The following is a 19294-nucleotide window of genomic DNA, read 5'->3' as shown; positions in this document are numbered from 1 at the left end:
GGCTGATACAAACTTCCTTTCAACGTTTGCAATCTAATGCCTCTACCTGAGTAGTGTTGATTGCTGAGTGTTCAGGAGATGGCTGCCAGGCCATCTCCTTTTTAAGACTTCAATAGTTCAGGCTCTTGTAAAGACACTTTCGCACTATTTCAATAATGAATAAATCATCCGTGAATACACTTCGCAGGTTGTTTTTGCGCGGGCGATCGATTGTCTGTACTCCCCATTCCAGAGCGCTGGCTCTTGTCTTTTAGTCAATATTCTTTTCGCATTTCGGCGGTTTATCTTCATGTGCTGCTCACGGAAAATCCTTTTCATTCAAACACTACCGAGAACACCTGAAATGACCTTGATGAAAAATACTCTTGCTCTACTCACTGCCGTGGTTGCTCTCTGCGCGACCCTGGCGGTTCATGCTGAAGAGTCAGGCGCTTTTGTTGAACGCAATAAAGCGCAAAGCGAACGCGCCGCAAAAAATTAATCGAAGCACTCTTTGATGTTCAACGTTTAATTGCTGAAGTTTTAATTCAGTCCATTCATTGGCCATTGAATGAAGTTCATTCAATGGCCAACTACGGAGCATGCAAAAGTGAAATCGTCTACAACGGGGAAAGCGAGAATATCGCTTCCTCTAAAATCGGCATTTGGAAAAGGTTTGGCGGTGTCGGCGTCAGGCCTGGCGTTGGCAGTCACCCTGAGCGGCTGCGGTCCGAATCAAACCAGCAACGCACCGATTTCCCCCAGTGTTACGGTCAGCAAGCCCGTCAAATCCGTGGTCACCGATTGGGACAGTTTTACCGGTCGCTTTGAGGCCACCGATTCGGTCGACGTGCGTTCGCGGGTCAGCGGTTACCTGGAGAAGGTCGCGTTTCAGGACGGCGCCATCGTCAAGAAGGGCGATTTGCTGTTCGTGATCGATTCGCGCTCGTTCCAGGCTGCCGTGGTCCAGGCGCAAGGCAAACTGGCCCAAGTGCGCTCGCAACTGGCGCTGGCCGAGCAGGAGTTTGCCAGGGCTAACGTTCTGATCGAATCCAAAACCATTGCCCGCAGCCTCTATGATCAACGCCTGCAAGCGCGTCAGGCCGCGCAAGCCGAGGTCTTGAGCGCTGAAGGTGCGTTGAGCAATGCCAAGCTTGACCTGGAGTTCACCCGGATCACCGCCCCCATGAGCGGGCGGATCAGTCGCAAGCTGATCAGTGAGGGCAATTTGGTCAACGGCGGCAACAGCAGCGCGACGTTGCTGACAACCATCGTGTCGCTGGACCTGATCGACATCTACTTCGATATCGATGAACAGAGCTACCTCAAATACCGTCGCCAGACAAATCCCGCCGCCAACCAGAGCCAGGTACGGATTGCCTTGCCGGGTGAAACCCAACCGAGCATGACCGGGCGCATGGATTTCATCGACAACCGCCTTGACCCGTCGACCGGGACCCTGCGCCAGCGTGCCCGGGTCAGCAATCAGGACCTGCATTTGAGCCCCGGGCAATTTGGACGCGTGCAGTTCTCCAGCCAGGCGCCTTACCCGGCACTGTTGCTCCCGGACACCGCGATCAGCGTCGACGCGACGCGCAAAGTCGTCTATGTGCTCAACCCGCAGAACAAGGTCGAAATCCGGCCCGTCACCCTCGGCAAATTGCATGACGGCTTGCGCGAGATTTCCAGCGGTTTGCAGGAGCAGGATCGGGTGATTGTTGATGGCCTGCAGCGGGTGCGTGCCGGTGATACCGCGACAGCGCAGGAACGTGTGTTAGCGCTAACCGCGAAAGCGACCACCACCGAGGAGGCCCGGTTATGAACCTGGGACGCACATCCATCGAGCAACCGGTGCTGGCGATTGTGCTTTCAATCGTCTTGATGATCATCGGTGGCCTGGCCTATCTCGTCTTGCCGACCTCCGAGTATCCGGATATCGCACCGCCAACCGTGGTGGTTACCGCGACGTACCCCGGCGCTTCGGCGCAGACCGTCGCCGAGACGTTGGCGATCCCCATCGAGCAAGAGGTCAACGGCGTTGAAGACATGCTCTACATGTACAGCCAGGCCACGTCCGACGGCAGTCTGAACCTGACGGTGACCTTCAAGAGCGGCACCGATGTCGACAAGGCCCAGGTGTTGGTGCAGAACCGCGTGGCGCTGGCCACGCCGCGTTTGCCGGAGCCTGTGCAGCGCAGTGGCGTGACGGTGCGCAAGTCCTCGCCGACGCAGCTGTCGACGATCTTCATCTCCTCGCCCAAGGGCACCTACGACCAACTGTATGTCTCGAACTTTGCGATCCGTAGCGTGGCTGACGTGCTCAAGCGCATCGACGGTGTCGGTGACATCAACCCACTGGGAGCGCGCGAATATTCGATGCGTATCTGGCTCGATCCTGAGCGCGTGGCAGCCTTCAACCTGACCCCCGCCGACATCATTGCCGCCGTGCGTTCGCAGAACACTCAGGTAGCCGGCGGTGTGATCGCCCAGCCACCGGTGGCGTCGCAGGCATTCCAGCCCAACCTGATTTTCGAAGGCCGCCTGAAGGAGCCAGCCGACTTCGACAACATCGTACTCAAATCGGGAACGGCCGGACGTCTGGTGCGGCTCAAGGACGTGGCACGCACGGAAATCGCCGGGTTGGCCTACGTCAACAACACCTATTACTTGCGCAACCCGGCCATCGGCCTGCAAGTGCTGCAACGTCCGGGCGCCAATGCCCTGGCGACGATGAAAGTGGTCGAAGAGACCATGCAGAAAATAGGCAAGGACTTCCCTGAAGGCATCGAATACAGCATCGGCTACAACCCGACAGCGTTCATTGCCGACAGCATCGGTGAGCTGGGCAAGACCATCTACGAGGCGGTCATTCTCGTGGTGTTGGTGATCATGGTTTTCCTGCAGGGCTGGCGGCCGTCGATCATTCCGATCCTGGCGATCCCTGTGTCGCTGGTGGGTACTTTCGCGGTAATGGCGATGCTCGGCTACTCGATCAACAACCTGACCCTGTTCGGTTTGGTGCTGGCGGTGGGGATCGTGGTCGACAACGCCATCGTGGTGGTGGAAAACGTCGAGCGCCATTTGGCCGATGGCAAGAGCCCGCTGGAAGCGACCATCGTGACCATGCAGGAAATTGGCGGTGCATTGATTGCAATTACGCTGGTGCTGTGTGCGGTATTCATTCCGACCGCATTCATTCCAGGGATTTCCGGTGAGTTCTTCCGCCAGTTCGGAATTACCATTGCGGTGGCCACGGCGATCTCGCTGTTTAATTCGGTGACGTTGTCGCCAGCGTTGGCGGCGATGATTTTGCGTCGCCATGAACCCGAGGCTCCTCATGCCCCCAAAGTCGGACTGTCCGGTCTGCTCAAGCGTGCGGCGGATGGTTTCAACAGCGGTTTCCTTAAACTCTCTTCAAGCTATGCCGGCAGTGTGCGCGGGCTGGTGGCCAAAACACCGTTGATGCTGGCGGTCTACGCTGTGCTGATTGCGGCCACGGCTTATTTGCTGGCGTCGACCCCCAAGGGCTTTATTCCGGTTCAGGATCGCGGTTACCTGGTGGTCATCGTCCAGCTGCCGGACGGTGCTTCGCTGGAGCGGACCAACGAGATCTCGCGACAGATCGAAGCGATTGCTCTCGAGGTGCCGGGCGTGGACCGGGTGCCGACGTTCTCCGGGTTCTCGATGGTGACTGGCACCAGTTCATCGAACTCGGCCGGTCTGGCGCCGGTGTTCCAGCCGTGGTCCGAACGCAAGTTGCGCGGGCTGACGTCGGACAGGATCGCCGAAGATTTGCGCGAGCGTTTGAAAGTGGTCAGCGGTGCAAGTGTCATTGTCGCCACGCCACCGCCGGTTCAAGGGTTGGGTAGCACCGGCGGCTTTTCCATGCGATTACAGGACACCGCGGGGCTGGGCACCGAAGCCTTGGCCAAAGCCACCGACGATCTGATTGCGGCCGCCAATGCCACCCACGGCATGACCGGTGTCTATTCACCGTTTTCGGCCAGGACGCCTCAGGTCTTTGTCGAACTGGATCGCGAGCGCGCCGAAATGCTTGGCGTGCCCAGCAGCCAGATCAACCAGGCAATCGAGACGTACTTTGGCTCGTCCTACATCAACGACTTCAACCTTGTCGGGCGTACCTATCGAGTGACTGCGCAAGCAGACCTGCCTTACCGCATCACTGCGCAAGACCTCGCCCGGGTCAAGGTGCGCAACGATGCCGGACAAATGGTGCCGATTGCCAGCGTCACCCGTCTGCACGAGGCGCTGGGTGTGGAGCGATTCCCGCGCTACAACCTGTTCCCGACCGCTGAAATAAATGGCGATACCCTGCCGGGGCTGGGCTCCGAGTTCGGGATCAAGACCATGGAACGCCTTGCAAAGGAGACGCTGCCGGCCGGTATCACCTATCAGTGGACCGACCTCAGCTACCAGCAGACCACGGCCGGCAATATGGGGCTGTTGGTGTTCCCGTTGTGTGTGATTTTTGTCTACCTGGTGCTGGCAGCGCAGTACGGCAGCTGGAGCCTGCCATTGGCGATCCTGCTGATTGTACCGATGTGTCTGCTGGCGGCTGCCGGTGGTGTGCGGCTGATGGGGCTGGACATCAATATCCTCACCCAGATCGGCTTTATCGTGCTGGTGGGGCTGGCGGCGAAGAACGCGATCTTGATCGTCGAGGTTGCGCGCCAGCAAGAGAAGGAGGGGCAGGGCATTGTCGATGCGGTGGTTGAAGCCTGTCGTCTGCGCTTGCGGCCGATCCTGATGACCTCGCTGGCCTTCGTCCTCGGTGTGTTGCCGTTGGTGATGTCCGAGGGTGCAGGTTCCGAGATGCGTCAAGCCGTGGGGGCAGCGGTGTTCTTCGGCATGATTGGCGTCACGTTGTTCGGTCTTTTGTTCACGCCGGTCTTCTATGTACTGATCCGTCGTTTGGCCAATGGCGAGCGTCAGGCACTTCCCCGATCCACCCATTCTGAACAGGGCATGGCTCATGAATAACTCTCTTCGTGTTTCAGGCCTGGTGCTGAGCGCCGCGCTGCTGAGTGCGTGTGTGTCGCCGGTCATGCCGCCCCGGTCCGAAGTGCCGGTCGAACGTTTCGTCAATGCTTCAGCGGCCCAACCCGCAAGTGTGACCGATCACTGGTGGACGCTGTATCAGGACCCATTGCTCGACCGCCTGGTGGAGCGCGCCGTGGGGGAAAACCTTGATTTGCAGATGGCCTTGGCACGCATCGATGCCGGGCGTGCGTTACGCAACATTGCCGCGGCTTCGGGCAGTCCGCAGGTCGACCTGGGGGCCAGTGCGGCGCGTCAGCGGATATCCGCTGACCAGGCCGGTTTCACCGATTCGCTGATCACCGAGCCGACCTCGATCGGCTTGAGTACGGCCTGGGAAATTGATCTGTTCGGACGCATCCGCGAAGGCGTGCGTGCCGCCGATGCCGACCTCAACGCTAGCGAAGAAGACGCTCGGGGCGTGCGGGTGGCGCTGATTTCGGAAGTGGTCCAGGCCTATGCCGAGGCGCGCGGCCTGGAGGAACGTTTGGCGATCGTCAGGCAAAGTGCAGCCAGCCAGGCCGAGACCTTGCAATTGACCGAGCAGTTGTACGCGGCCGGTGACAGCCCGGAAGCGGACGTGCTGCGCGCCCGCGCTCAATCGGACTCCACCGCCGCCCAGGTGCCTGCGTTGCAACTGAACTGGCAGCGCTCACTGCATCGCTTGTCGGTGCTGCTGGCCCAGCCGGCCGAGACGTTGTATCAACAGTTCAAGGACAGCCCGGCGAACGTCTCGACCGTGTCGTTACCGGGCGCCGGTACGCCGGCGGATCTGTTGCGTCGTCGCCCTGATGTTCGCGCCGCCGAAGCCCGTTTGATTGCGGCTTATGCGCGGGTCGGCGTGGCCAAGGCGGATCTGTTGCCGCGCTTGAGTCTATCGGCGGCATTAGGGTCGTTGATTGACGGTGTCAGCGCCGCGAATTTGGCCAGCTCGACGTTCTGGCTGGCCGGTGTGAATGCCAGCGTACCGGTGTTCGATGGCGGTCGACGACGCAATGTGGTTGATTTTCGGGATGCCGAGGCGCGACAGGCGTTGTTGAGTTATCGACGCACCGTGTTGACGGCCGTTTCCGAGGTGGAGTCAGCCTTGGCGGCTGCTCAACGCAATGCTCAGCGGCAGGCCCTTCTGGCGAGTGCGGCCAGTCAGGCCAGCTCTGCTGCCGAGCAGATTCAACGCGCCTGGCAAGCAGGTGAGACGCCGTTTCTGGATGTGTTGCAGGCGCAAAGGGTTCAACTGGCGGCGCAGAATGCGCTGTCCCAGGTCAAGACCGCGCAATGGCAGAATCAGGCGGTTTTGGTGAATGCGTTGGGTGGTTAATCCAACCGGAGGAACCTCCAGAGCGTCTGTGTGGTTTGCCCGCGGAGGCGGTAGGTCATCCAGAAATGTTTGAGTGATCTGTCAGTTTCGCGAGCAAGCCCGCTTTCACATGTCATGCACCGCAGATATTGCAGCGAAGAGCTGGATCGTTTTTTGTATGGCTAATGCCTTCCGACGATAACAGCCGTTTACCAATACCGGCCGAGTCTCCGGCATCGTATGAGTGCCAAAGACTCGGTAAAACAACACATTGAGCAGCCTGCCAACGCCTGCTTCGGGTGAGAAGGGTAGAACCAAAGGGACTGTGGCCAGCCTGTTTCAGCTGAAGCGAATATCCAGTGAACGAAGATGAGTCTGCAAGCCCGCATCTTGAATCGGGATCAGAAACGCTTCCTGATCCGACTCATTGAAATGGGCGTGCCAGTATCCGGGTGGCGTCACAAATGCCAACCCCGGAGCCCAATCCACCCGAACCGGGTTTCGAATTCGCCCATCGACATCCAGCTCCGTCCCTACCAGGGTGTAGCAGCCTGTCGGGCAATCGATAATGAAATCCAGCGCAATGGACTGGTGCCGGTGAGGTTTCTGGATGGAGCCTGCAGGCACAATTCCATACATGGCCCAGAGCACGTGGGTCACGGTTCTGGTTTGCGGGAAATTGCTATTGCCCAGCAAGATGCTGATGCGGCTGCGGTCTTGCGCGCGCGGATCATCGGCGGCTTCACGCAGCTTCGCGTTGGCTGTCTGCGCGGGATACAGCGTAGGCGCGAAGCGATCGGTGCTGCGGGTCACACCGAGATAGCGCAACAGGGGTTCGTCATGAACGTAGTAGAGCCGGGCGTCTTCGGTGGCGCTGAAGCGGGCGTCCGCAAGACCCGGTAGCGCAATGAAGCAGCCTTGGGACCATTCAATGCGGTGCTCACCCTGGATGACTTCTCCTGCGCCGGCAATCACGTAAAACACCTGTGAGGTGGCGTTGGGCTCAAGCGTCAGGCTGTCGCCTGCGTTCAGGCGGATGAAGTTCGCGCACAATCCCGGCCCGGTCGCGGGACCTTCACAGCCAAGGGCGTCGCTCAAGTCCAGCGGTATGACCCGAGAGGGCCCGCTGTCACAGAGTGACGCTGGAAAGTAGTGGTAGGGAATTTTTGTAATGAGGTTGGCGCTGATCGGATTGGCCGCCTTGCTGTACTCGAAGTATTCGGCTTCCAGTTGATTGGCCGGTACCGCATCGATCTTCGTTGGGCTGTTCATGGTGGTCACTTCAGTCTCTGGTCCTTTGACGCAGCTTCTGCCGGGTTGTCGCCAGAAGCTGTGATGGGGTCTACAACAGGAAAGTCTGACTAGCGGTTAACCATCCTGGCGGGTACGAACACCAGGATGATCATGGCCGACACAAACACGCAGCCCGCGACGATGACCAGGCCGGTGGTCATTGATTGCGTCAGGTCCTTCAGGAAACCGAGCAGTGCCGGGCCGGCAAAGCTGGCCAGATTGCCCGTCGAATTGATCAGCGCAATACCCGCCGCTGCCCCGGCACCTCCCAGGAATGAGGTCGGCAGTGCCCAGAACATGGGCAGGGAAGTGATGATCCCCGCAGTCGCGATGATCAGGCCGGTAATTGCCAACCAGGGTGTCAGCGGGAAAAAGGCGCAAATCAGGAACCCGGGCACAGCCACCAACAGTGGAATGACCGCGTGCCAACGACGTTCACGGTGGCGATCGGAACTTTTACCGGCCAGGTACATACCCAGCAGTGCTGCCAGGTAAGGCACCGCCGAAATGATCCCGATCGTTCTTGGATCGGTAATACCGGAATTGCTGATGATACTTGGCTGCCAGAAACCGATGGTGCTGGTGCCCATCACCAGCAGGAACAGAATCGAGCACATCAGCCATACCCGCCCGCCAAGCAGTCCCTGACGAACCGAACTGTGGGTTTTGGCACGGTTGTCCTGGCTGATTTCTTCGGCAACGACGGCTCGCTGTTCGCTGCTTAACCAGTGGGCGTCGTCAACTTTGTCGGTGAGAAAGAACATCACCACCAGCCCGAGAACCAGTGCCGGTGCCGCTTCAATGATGAACAGCCATTGCCAGCCCGCCAGGCCATGGACCATGTTCATCGTGTGCAGGATATAGCCCGACACCAGCCCGCTGAGGATGCCGGATACCGGGTTGCCGGCCATCAGCAGCGCGACCATCTTGCCCCGGCGATGGGCGGGAAACCACAAGGTGAGGTAGAGCACGATGCCAGGGAAAAAACCTGCCTCGGCGATGCCCAGGAAAAACCGCGCGATATAGAACTGCATCGGCGTCTGCACCAGCGCAGTCGCCGCCGAGATCAACGACCAGGTGATCATGATTCTCGCGATCCAGCGGCGTGCGCCTACGCGGTGCAGAATCAGATTGCTTGGCACTTCGGCAAAGAAGTAGCCGATGAAGAACACGCCGGCGCCCAGGCCGTAGACTGCGTTGCTGAAGGACAAATCGTTGAGCATGGTCAGCTTGGCGAAGCCGACGTTGATCCTGTCGAGATAGCTGACGACGTAACAGAGGAACAACAGCGGCATGAACCGCCACATGATTTTCTTGAATGTCGATTCGGCGAGGGCAGGGTCCTGCACGCCGATGTGCTGTTCTGCGGTATTGAGAATAGTCATCGCTGACTCCTTGTTATTTTTATGGAGTGCTCGTGATTTCAATGCCCTGTGATCCCCGGCGAGACGTCGAATCGACTGTACGCCGGGGATTGTGGCAGCTCTGAAGATGGTCTGGAGATATCAGCGGCCGCTGAAGCGTGCCGGTCGTCGCTCCATGAAATGCGCCACACCTTCCTTGAAATCATCGCTCTGAATGCTCAGGAACATCTCCCGGTTGGCTTGGGTGATGGATTCCGAGAGTGTCTGGAAGGGTGATTCGCCCAACTGTTGCTTGATGATTTTTATCGAACGCGGCGAGACATTCAGCGCCAGGTCTTCGGCGTATTTCAGGGCCTGTTCCAACAGGGCATCCGGTGCAAACAGGCGCTCGACCAGGCCCATGTTCAACGCTTCCTGCGCCGAAACCTTGCGTGACGAGAGCAGCAGGTCCGCGGCGTGCCCCGGCCCGACAATGCGCGGCAGCAACCAGGCAATGCCGTGCTCTGCAATCAATCCACGCTTGGCGAAGGCCGTGGAAAACACGGCACTTTCACTGGCAAAACGCATGTCGCTGTACAGCGCCAACACCAAACCCAAACCAGCGGCGGCACCGTTGATCGCGCTGATAATCGGTTTGCGCACAGCAGGAAAATACGAATAACGGCTTTGGTAGTCGCTACGACGATTCATGTCGTAGGCGCGCATCCAGGCCATTTCGCTGATGTCGTCCGGTGGCAGCACCTCAAGTTCATCGATGTCCATGCCGGCGCAGAATGCACGACCGTTGCCAGTCAGGACGATGACGCGAACGCTGTCGTCGCGATCCAGCCGGGCAAACGCTTCGCGCAGTTGCGCCTCCATGACTTTGGTCAACGCGTTCATCTTGTCGGGGCGCATCAGGGTCACGACGGCAACGTGCTCTTGAGCACCAAAGCGGCTGAGTTCGATCTGACTGAAGTTCATGATTTCTCCTTCGTACTGGCAACCGGCATTTGAATGGCACGAACCTCGACAAACTCCTCGATGCCATAGGTCCCGCCTTCACGACCGAGGCCGGAATCACCGAAGCCACCAAACGGCGCCGCCGGGTTAAAGGGCGCGCCATTGACGTCGACCTGACCGGCGCGCAGTTGAAGGGCGAGGCTCAGGGCGTGATCGATATCACCGGCCCACACTGCACCGGCCAGGCCATACGCTGTGCCGTTAGCAATTTCGATGGCCTGTTGTTCGGTTTCATAGGTGATGACGCTGAGTACCGGTCCGAATACTTCCTGCTGCGCCAGTGCTGATTGAGGCGTAACGCGGCCGAAAATGGTCGGTGCCACAAAGAAACCCGTCGCCGGCACAGGTGCCTGGCTGCCGCCGGCAATCAGGTCAAATCCTTGGGATTGGCTATCGGCAATCATGGCGCGCACACGGTCGCGATGCGCCGCTGACACCAATGGCCCCATGCGTGTGCCCGAATCCATGGGATCGCCCAGTGTCAGGCGTGTCACGGAATCGGCCAGCAAGGCGCGGTAGGTGTCATACAGCGCGACTGGGATCAGCAGGCGAGTCAGCGAATTACAGGATTGACCCGAGTTCAAGAAGCACGAGCCAATCACCTGGCGAACGACGTTTTCGGCGGGGGCATCGGCGGTCGCGATGCAGGCTGATTTGCCGCCCAGCTCCAGTGCAACCCGTTTCAGCGCCAGGCCTGCCGAGGCGGCGATACGTCGGCCCACGGCAGTGGAACCGGTAAACGACAGCAAGGCTACATCGGGATGATCCACCAGTGCCTGGCCAGTGGTCGCGTCACCCAGGACAATGTTCAATACGCCGTTGGGCAGGCCGGCGGCCAACGCCGCGTCACCGAGTGCACGCGCTGTGCAAGGTGCCAGTTCTGATGGTTTGAGTACTACGGTGCAACCGGCGACCAATGCGGCGGCAACCTTGCCGGTGATCTGGTGCAAAGGGTAGTTCCACGGCGTGATTGCCCCGATCACGCCCACCGGGACATGGGTGATGGTGGAGTTGCCGACCCGCGAATCCGCCAGGCAATCGACCGCCAGGTCCGCCGTCGCCCGCCAGGCCAGAATGGGGGCCTGCACCTGTATGCGCTGTGACAGCTTGAGCGGCATGCCGACCTCGGCGGCGATGCCCCGCGCAAGGGCATCGACGTGCTCTTCCAGCTGGTTGGCAATCCCCCGCACGAAGTCGGCGCGTGTGCTCACCGGCAGCGCTGACCATGCGGCGAAGGCGTTTTTTGCAGCCCGGACAGCCAGGTCGATTTCTGCGCTGGTGCCATGGGCGACGTGCCCCAGTTCGGCTTCACTCGCGGAGTGGAAGACGCGGGTGCGGTCGGCCGATTGTGCCGGGGTCCAGCGTCCGTCGATGAGGTGATGTTGATAGGCAGTCATTGTGTAGTTCCTTTGCGTGCACGGGCGTCGAGAAACGCACTCATCAAGGTCTGTGGTTCATCACTGGCATAGCATTCGAGCTGGGCCCGGATGCCGGCGGTGCAGGCGTCGTCGAAGCCGGGTTGCGTCAGCGCCCGGAAACGTTGTTTGGACAGGCGGATGGCGGTCGGGGGCAGCTGCGCCATCGAACGGGCGCTGGCGAGGGCGGCGCCGAGTACGTCTGAGGCATGCAGCTCGGTCACCAGCCCGATTTCGTGGGCGCGTTGGCCATTGATCAGATCACCGGACAACGACAATTGAGTGTTATGGGTCAGGCCGACATGCAAGGAGAGCAAGTAGGAGCCGACAATGCTCGCCAGGCCGGCTTTCACTTCAGGTTGACCAATGCGGGCATCCGGCGAGGCGATCCGCCAGTCGCCACACAGCGCCAATTGCATGCCCGCGCCGGCGGCGACGCCGTTGATGGCGACCACACAGGGCTTGTCCAGATCGCGAACGGCCTGGTACATGGCGCGTTGCGCGCTCAACCAAGGGGCAATCTGCTTCCAGTCGACGGCGCTGGCTTCTTCCAGGTCCTGGCCGGCGCAAAATGCGCGGTCACCGGCACCGGTCAGGACCACGGCTTTGACGGCCGGGTCCTCATTGAGCTGTGCCAGCGCGGCGATCAATGCGCTGCGCAGGTGTTGATTCACCGCATTCAGGTTGGCCGGGCGATTGAGCGTCACCAGTGCCACCTGATCCTTGACGTCAATCAGGACGCTGCGCTGTTGATCGAGATGACGGATGCTCATGGAGCCTCCTTGTATTGGATAACCGCGTCGACAGCGACCACGCCTTCGGCCATGACCATGACGGGGTTGATGTCGACGCTCAGCAGGTTCGTCTGGTGCTGCAGGGCAAAATCACCCAGCGCCACCGCCGCCCGGGCCAGGCCTTGGGCGTCGAGTGGTGGTTGGCCACGTGCGCCCTTGAGCACCGGGGCAATGCGCAGTCGTTCGATCGCTTGCATGGCTTGCGCCTCGGTGAAAGGGGCGAGCAACGACACGGTGTCCTTGCGAATCTCGACCAGGGTTCCGCCTTCACCGATGACCACCAGCGGGCCGAACAACGGATCGACGACAACGCCGAGCATGAATTCATGCAGGCCTTTGACCGAGCGCGCGACGATCAGCCGGCCGTGGGGCACACCCAATGAGTCCAGGGCGCCCAGGCAGCGCTGCGCCGCGTCCTGCACCGCTTGCGGATCGCCGAGGTTGAGGTGGACCAGGCCGTGTTCGCTCTTGTGTGGCACCTGCGCCGCACAACCCTTGACGACGATGCGCCCGCCAAACTCAGTGGCGATCCGCGCTGCACTGTCGGCGTCATGGCACACCCGATGCTCGACGACCGGGACCCCGGCGTCCGCCAAAAGGGCCAGGCTGTCTGCCTCGTCGAGCAGGCCGGTGTATGCACTCACGGTGGTTGCCCCGGGGGCAGGGCGTTCTGAACCTTGCCATTGGCAATGCCGGGCGTACTGACGAAGCGCCGATACCGCTTCGCTTTCGTTGCGAAAGCCTGGAATACCGGCTTGCTGGAATTGCGCCCGGACATCCGCTTGAGGTGCGGTCATCACCACGGGCTTGCCGGTGTGATGCATGAATTTCGCGGTGGCCCGGGCCAGCCCCGGCACGTCGTAGCCGGGGCCGGCCACGGGGATGCCGATGAGAAACATGTCAGCATCAGGGTCCTGTCCCAGCACATCGAGAACGGCAGGAAACATCCCGCCATTGCCGAGCAGGGCGGCGGTGAGGTCCAGCGGATTGGCAGCGCTGGCGAAGTCAGGGATCAAGCCTTTCAGGCGTTCCAGGGTGGGTGAGGCCAGCTCGGTCAGCGGCAGCCCGATACGTTCGGCGGCATCGGCGCACAGCACACCCACGGCGCCACTGTGGCTCATGACCACGGTGCGGCCAGCGCCCGGAGCGAAACCGCTCAGGTACAGCGGGGCCGCGTTGACCAGTTCATGAATGTCGTGGGCACGCCAGATGCCATGTTTGTCGAGAAATGCATCGAGGGCGCCGTCTTCGCCCACCATGGCACCGGTGTGCGACGCGGCGGCAGCAGCACCCTTGTAACTCACGCCCCCTTTGAGCAGCACGATGTGGCAGCCGTTCTGTCGAGCGATCTGTGCGGCCTCGGCGAGCAGTTGCGGATTCGAAACAGTCTCCACGTACACCAGAATCAGACGAACCTGCGGGTCGTCCACCAGTACACGCGCCAGCTCCGACACGCCCAGATCGGCATCGTTACCGGTAGCTGCCAGGTAGCGAACGCCATAACCCTGTTCACGCAACATCGCGTAAGGCATGACGCTTGCCGCACCGCTCTGGCTGACGATCGCGATGGGGCCGTCCGCGGGCATCACTTCCATGAACATGGTGCTGAAGTTCAACACGGCGCCGTTGGCGAAATTGGCAAAGCCCTGGGCGTTGGGGCCGATGAGCCGCATGCCGTGGCGACGGGCGAAGTCCACCAGTTCATTTTGCAACTGACGACCGCTTTCTCCGGTCTCGGCAAACCCTGAGGCCATGACCACGGCGGTTTTTACACCCGACAGGGCGCATACCTTGATCGCTTCCACTGCCGCTTGTCCCGAGACCGCGATGATGGCTGCATCGGGAACGATGTCCAGCGCAGCCAGATCGGGATAACAACGCAAGCCCTGGACCGAGTCGCGCTTGGGGTTGATCGGCAGGATCGTGCCGCAGTAACCAAACTTGAGCATGTAATGAATAGGGCGCCCGCCGACTTTGTTCGGGTCTTCGGATGCGCCAATGACCGCGACGCTGGACGGGTCGAACAGCGATAACGCTGTCGGACTGATTTTATTGTTATGGGCCATGATGGCTCTCGGTGGCTTCAGGTCTGATGCGAGTCTAGGGAGCGTCCTGGCCATCCGGAAGTGTCATGAAGGCGATATCAGATACATCAAAAAGTGATGGCCTCAAGCCTTGCTGTCGTTTATGTTCCGACCACTGGAAGAGGGCGACGAGGGCGAGCCGAGATGAATTTGAAACAGCTGCAAAGCGTGCTGCTGATGGACGAACTCGGGTCTATTTCCCGAACGGCGGTGGCGCTTGGCACTGCTCAATCGCTGGTTAGTCGGCAACTGGCGCAACTGGAGGCGGAGTGGGGGGATCAGATATTCGAGCGTACCGGGCGGGGTCTGGTCGTCTCTGATTTCGGACGGCTCGTACTGCCGGAGATTCGCTTGCTGCTTGCCCAGGCCGAGCGCCTGGAAACCCTGGTCAGGGAATCCTCGGGCGTGCCGGCGGGGACAGTGCATATCGGTATCTTGCCGTCGATGTCGCGAAGGTTGCTGCCGATGTTGTTCACCAAACTGCAAACCCATGCACCTGGCGTACGCCTGCATGTGGTTGAAGGCTTCAGTGGTGATCTCGATGAACAACTGGCAGGCGGTGCCCTGGACCTGATCGTTGTGAACCGGTACGGCATCTCCAACGCCCGGGACGAAGAAACATTGGGGGTCGTCGATACGTATCTGGTGGGTAAGGCCGCAACCCTGGGCGGGCTTGGGCAGTCAATCGAGTTTGCTGCGTTACCGGATTATCCGTTGATCCTGCCCTCGCGTCCCAACGGGTTGCGAACCACCCTGGATCAGTTGGCTCGCAAACAGCAACTGTCTCTGAACGTGGCGATTGAAGTCGATACGCTCAATGCAATGAAAGACGTGGCGGCAGCTGGCGGGGCATTCACTATCCTGCCTTTTCTGGCGGTGCAGGATGATGTTGAACGCGGATTGCTGGATGCAGTGCGAATCGATAAGCCGCAGATCAAACGCACGATTGCCCTGGCGTTTACCCACCAGCATCCGCTGTCCAGGGCCGCCAGGATTGTAGGCGGATATGTGCGTGAATTGTCGAAAGTGCTTCTTGAGTAGGCCAGTGGCTGTACATGCAAGCCTGGTACCTTGATGTTTCCGCTATTCGACGAGCACTGCTCAGTGCTGTAAAGCTCATGTAGCAGAAGCTTGGCCATCTCAGTCATGAAGCGATAAGCGATAAGCGATGCCCTGACCGGCATTGCCAATCGCAAGGCGATGGGGAATCTACTGGAACTGTTGACTGAGACTGAGCAAACCATCGTCGATGACACCAGGTTTCTGGTGTTCAATTTCACATACCTCCGTTCGCTCTGTATCTCCCTGAATAATAAAGTCTCTGACAAATTCTTTCAGAAAAGGCCGGTAATTTTACAAAAATAAACGGTATTTACTGAAACGCGTATGTTATAAATCAATAAGTTACATATCTCCGGTCATTTGGATAAACGGTACTTTCTTCTGGCTGATGAGCGGCTATGCTCGCATTCATGCGATCAGTTTGTAATGATCGACCCTGAATGGGGAGGCTTGTATGACGTACGTAGGTGCTTTCGTAACTTCGGACATCGGCCCTGAGCTGCTGGCGGTGATGAGCATTCACCGGCCACCCCGCGACACCGTCAAGCTCTGCAGGCTGGCAGATGGTCATTGCTTTTCCTTAAATCCCTCGCGAGTGCACGTCGCGGACAACCCATGTCGCGCTTTCGAGGAGCACATTCGGGAAGTGGTAAGCAAGTCAAGAACTCTCCGAAACCCATTGGCGACAGTAGCGGATAAATCTCGGCATTTCATCGATAACTTGGACGAATACATAACTATCACTAGTGAAACGTCGGCTAACTACCGCTACAAGCCTTTAGTTACCTACCTCATTCACTTGGAATATACACGTTCATATTTTGGGTCGTACACATCGGTAGACTGCTGGAGACACGTATGCCATACCTGCGAGCTCTTTGGCATAGCTGTTCCGTCTTTAGGCTTAGTGCGCTCTAGATTGGACGGAGCCTCCAAGCAGCGGTGGCTAACTTTTATTAACCGAAACCACATTTAGCGATCGCCATGGACTACGTAGTCGGCGAAAGCGTGTTTCTTAAAGAGCGCGATGGGATTTTCACCGTGCTCGACTTTGACGCTGAAAATAATAGCTATGTCATCCAGTCTTCGGGGCGGCTAGAGCCGCCCGCTAAAGCGCATCGGGATAGTCTCCTAAAAATCTCCTCAGATATTACCGAGCGTATTAGGGGTGAAGTTCTTGCCGATGTTGAGCAACAGAGACTAGAGGCTGAAAAGCCTAAGCCGGCGTGCCGTTATACGGACGATCAAGTTCTTACCGCCAAAGCACGTGTACGTGTTATCGAACCATTGTATGAAATCGAAAAAACCGAAGGCCGAAAAATAACCTCGGCCGAAAAAGATCAGGCCATGGAGTCGTTGGGCATCAAGATGACAGTTCTGAATGACTTGTTGTTTAGGTACCGCGAATGGCCAGACTGGGAAAGTTTAGCGCCAGGTAAGCCAGGGCGGCGCAAAGGTGAGACCCGCTTTGACCAAGATGTCGAAGACATCATGGCTATAGCGAGCAAGGAAGACGTTACAGGCACGGGTGGCACCGTGCAGGCTGCAATTAATGGTACCCAAGCGCGATGTCTAGAAGGAAATAAAGTAGCTCCGTCCCCCTCAACAATCCGGCGTCGGCATAAACAGAACACTTCTGCTCGCCAAGCGCTAGCAAATGAAAAGGGCGCAAAGGCAGCAAGTGATAAATTTAATACATTTGACCACGGGACACGCACCACTCATGCGCTGGAAATCATTCATGCAGATAACAGCCCATTAGACTGTCACGCGATTGATCCTAAAACCGAGCGTTGGCTGGGTCGACCCAATCTAACCATGATAGTTGATGCTCACACGAGATCATACCTCGGTTTCGCGCTGTCGTTCCGGGCCCCTTCGCGAAATACCCTAGCTGATGCCATGCTTATGGCAATAAGACCTAAAGACGCACTGCTTGAAGAATTTGGGTTGAAAGGGAAATTTATTTGGATTCAATATGGGGCTGGTGAAATATACAGGGTGGATGGGGGCGGTGATCTTAATGCTAAAACAGTCTTAGCTGGATTGGCTAAAAACGGCATTCATCCAGATAGGAGACAACGCCCTCAAAGTGGCGGCAAGGTAGAGCGTGGTTTAGGAAAGATTAATCCACTCTTCATACAAAGGTTGAACGGGGCTATCGCATCCAACCGAAAAATGGCTCGGGGTGAAAATCCTCAGTCTATGGCCACTTATTCCATTACTGATCTATTTGCTCTTATTATTTCCCAAATTTGTATTTGGCATGAGTACCCTGGAGATGATCACTTAACCCCTAATCAACTTTGGTTGAAAAGCTTTGGTATACATGATGGTGTTATCAGGGTTCCCAGAACTCTCCCTGATCCAGAGCAATTTTGGATAGACCTGTTGCATGAACATCATGTATCCGTTAGGCGTGAAGGGATTTTAGCGATTGAACTGCTTTACGAGGTTGGCCCTTACAAAAATAAAGTTGGCACACCAGTAAGATTAAAAATCGACCATAACAATATACATCAAGCTTGGGTTGAGTTTAACGGGAAATGGATCCGGCTCAAACTAATCAATAGTAATCGTGACGACATCCCGAAAACAATGTGGGCTTGGAATATCAAGAGAAAATTTGGCCAGAAAAAGCGCCAACTCACAATCGTAGGGCTGAGGTACGTCAATGAACAGCGGAAGCTGATCACGGATACGCAGCTAAGACGGCTGGAGGAGTCCCGAGAGCTCCAGGAGCGGGTGTTGAAGTCTCTAAGCCCTGGGCTACTACAACCTATCGAGCTTGCCGAACCTTTTTCGCCGGCTGACGGGAAGACTACCAAGGGCAGCCAGGCTACAGGCACGTCGAATGGTTGCTCTGTATCGCAACAGCGTGGCCCCGCGCCACCAATGATGGGAGACGATGATCTATGAGTCACCTTACTGAGAAGACCCAAGAGTTTCTAAGCCTGCCACGCGAAGAACGGGCGCTTGCCTGCATGCGCGAAATCTTTCTTATGCACCCCACGGCGATGGCGGCGGAGCTGAGCGCAATGCGTTTGGTATCGCTACCTAGGTGTACCTCTAACCCCGGCATGTCCTTGATCGCGCATCCCGGACTCGGAAAGTCGTTGTTAGGCCAACGCTGGCAGACCCAGAGCTGCAAGCCAGGTTCAACATGGGGCGGCAAGGTGATCTTCATTGACCTTGTACAGAACCAAGCAAACCTAAACATCATGAAGCTATTCCTGGCTGAAGTAGGGAGGAAATTCTCCAAGCGACCTCTTACGCTGTCCTACCGTGACATCGCGCTAGCTCAACGGTTGATCAAGGAAAACAACGTTCGAGCTGTATTCATCGATGAAATCCCACTGTTGCGCCAGGCCCTGTCGGAGAAGCGACTCAATGGTGAGTATGGTGCACTTAAGGGGCTTTCCGGGCCTGATTGGCAGTTGAATGTAATCTTAAGCGGAACACCAGATGGTCTTAAGGAGGTATTCGATGGTGATGCAACCCTCATGACACGGTTCAACCTTCGGAAGGCTAGGTTAAGTGAGTGGGAAAATGATTACGAGGGTGAGTCATTCGTAAAAGGCTACCTGTGCTACATGCCCCTGTTGCAGCAGTCGAATGTCGACAATCACCTTCTTAAGAATTTGTTTGATTACGCCCAGTCGACAACCACGGAGAACCATGAACAGGTGGTGTACCGTTCGCGTCGAGCAATCGCGGATATCTTGAGGGAGGCATGTCGGATGGTCGTCGAGAGCGGGCAGGAGTACATCAACGCCGAGAGTATCCTGAACGCATGGGGGTGTATGCAGGGTACCAATAAAGCACTGGAAATCCTGGAAGTTCGGCCGATGCCTAATCCGGGAGCAACGCTCTAAGGATGAGCCAGCGATTCAATCAGGTCGGTGTATAACCCATCTGTTGTTGTCGCACGCAGAACATGGAATTT

Annotated in this window: 13 protein-coding genes; 7 read left to right on the top strand and 6 right to left on the bottom strand. The window is 57.9% G+C overall.

Features of this window, described 5'->3' with window-relative positions:
• Window positions 1–343: 343 nt before the first annotated feature.
• The 4 genes from F8N66_RS31485 to F8N66_RS14515 all read left to right on the top strand — a co-directional run bounded on the left by F8N66_RS31485 (window position 344) and on the right by F8N66_RS14515 (window position 6355).
• On the top strand, window positions 344–481 hold the full coding sequence (locus F8N66_RS31485) for a hypothetical protein (protein WP_191622990.1): 138 nt from the start codon (window positions 344–346) through the stop codon (window positions 479–481).
• Window positions 482–655: 174 nt separating this feature from the next.
• On the top strand, window positions 656–1801 hold the full coding sequence (locus F8N66_RS14525) for an efflux RND transporter periplasmic adaptor subunit (protein ID WP_191622989.1): 1146 nt from the start codon (window positions 656–658) through the stop codon (window positions 1799–1801).
• Window positions 1798–4980, top strand: a complete 3183-nt coding sequence (locus F8N66_RS14520) for an efflux RND transporter permease subunit (RefSeq protein ID WP_150770814.1) — start codon at window positions 1798–1800, stop codon at window positions 4978–4980. The genes F8N66_RS14525 and F8N66_RS14520 overlap by 4 nt, the downstream gene beginning before the upstream one ends.
• A complete protein-coding gene (locus F8N66_RS14515) occupies window positions 4973–6355 on the top strand; it encodes an efflux transporter outer membrane subunit (RefSeq protein WP_150770813.1) in 1383 nt (460 codons plus the stop codon). Before F8N66_RS14520 ends, F8N66_RS14515 begins: the two co-directional genes overlap by 8 nt.
• Window positions 6356–6673: 318 nt before the next feature.
• On the opposite strand, the gene F8N66_RS14510 is transcribed toward F8N66_RS14515, so the two are convergent.
• The 6 genes from F8N66_RS14510 to F8N66_RS14485 all read right to left on the bottom strand — a co-directional run bounded on the left by F8N66_RS14510 (window position 6674) and on the right by F8N66_RS14485 (window position 14268).
• Window positions 6674–7606: a cupin gene (locus tag F8N66_RS14510; protein ID WP_150770812.1), complete on the bottom strand. Its 933-nt coding sequence runs from the start codon at window positions 7604–7606 to the stop codon at window positions 6674–6676.
• 89 nt (window positions 7607–7695) lie between these two features.
• On the bottom strand, window positions 7696–9012 hold the full coding sequence (locus F8N66_RS14505) for an MFS transporter (protein ID WP_150770811.1): 1317 nt from the start codon (window positions 9010–9012) through the stop codon (window positions 7696–7698).
• A gap of 120 nt (window positions 9013–9132) precedes the next feature.
• The gene (locus F8N66_RS14500) at window positions 9133–9954 is read right to left on the bottom strand and encodes an enoyl-CoA hydratase (protein ID WP_150770810.1); all 822 of its coding nucleotides are present in this window, start codon (window positions 9952–9954) and stop codon (window positions 9133–9135) included.
• Window positions 9951–11390, bottom strand: coding sequence for an aldehyde dehydrogenase family protein (locus F8N66_RS14495; RefSeq protein WP_150770809.1), 1440 nt, complete (start codon window positions 11388–11390; stop codon window positions 9951–9953). The genes F8N66_RS14500 and F8N66_RS14495 overlap by 4 nt, the downstream gene beginning before the upstream one ends.
• A complete protein-coding gene (locus tag F8N66_RS14490) occupies window positions 11387–12181 on the bottom strand; it encodes an enoyl-CoA hydratase/isomerase family protein (protein WP_150770808.1) in 795 nt (264 codons plus the stop codon). The genes F8N66_RS14495 and F8N66_RS14490 overlap by 4 nt, the downstream gene beginning before the upstream one ends.
• On the bottom strand, window positions 12178–14268 hold the full coding sequence (locus tag F8N66_RS14485; protein WP_150770807.1) for an acetate--CoA ligase family protein: 2091 nt from the start codon (window positions 14266–14268) through the stop codon (window positions 12178–12180). Before F8N66_RS14485 ends, F8N66_RS14490 begins: the two co-directional genes overlap by 4 nt.
• A 162-nt stretch (window positions 14269–14430) precedes the next feature.
• On the opposite strand from F8N66_RS14485, the gene F8N66_RS14480 reads away from it, so the two are divergent.
• From F8N66_RS14480 to F8N66_RS14470, 3 genes are all read left to right on the top strand, one after another.
• Window positions 14431–15327, top strand: coding sequence for a LysR family transcriptional regulator (locus F8N66_RS14480; RefSeq protein ID WP_150770806.1), 897 nt, complete (start codon window positions 14431–14433; stop codon window positions 15325–15327).
• A 1005-nt stretch (window positions 15328–16332) separates the two neighbouring features.
• Window positions 16333–18267: a transposase family protein gene (locus F8N66_RS14475; RefSeq protein ID WP_150770805.1), complete on the top strand. Its 1935-nt coding sequence runs from the start codon at window positions 16333–16335 to the stop codon at window positions 18265–18267.
• On the top strand, window positions 18264–19223 hold the full coding sequence (locus F8N66_RS14470) for a TniB family NTP-binding protein (RefSeq protein WP_150770804.1): 960 nt from the start codon (window positions 18264–18266) through the stop codon (window positions 19221–19223). The genes F8N66_RS14475 and F8N66_RS14470 overlap by 4 nt, the downstream gene beginning before the upstream one ends.
• Window positions 19224–19294 lie beyond the last annotated feature (71 nt).

The sequence above is a fragment of the Pseudomonas fluorescens genome (genome assembly GCF_902498195.1).
Lineage (GTDB): Bacteria > Pseudomonadota > Gammaproteobacteria > Pseudomonadales > Pseudomonadaceae > Aquipseudomonas > Aquipseudomonas fluorescens_BU.
Note: the sequence above shows the minus strand (reverse complement) of the source record. Positions and strands in the feature narration are given on the sequence as shown.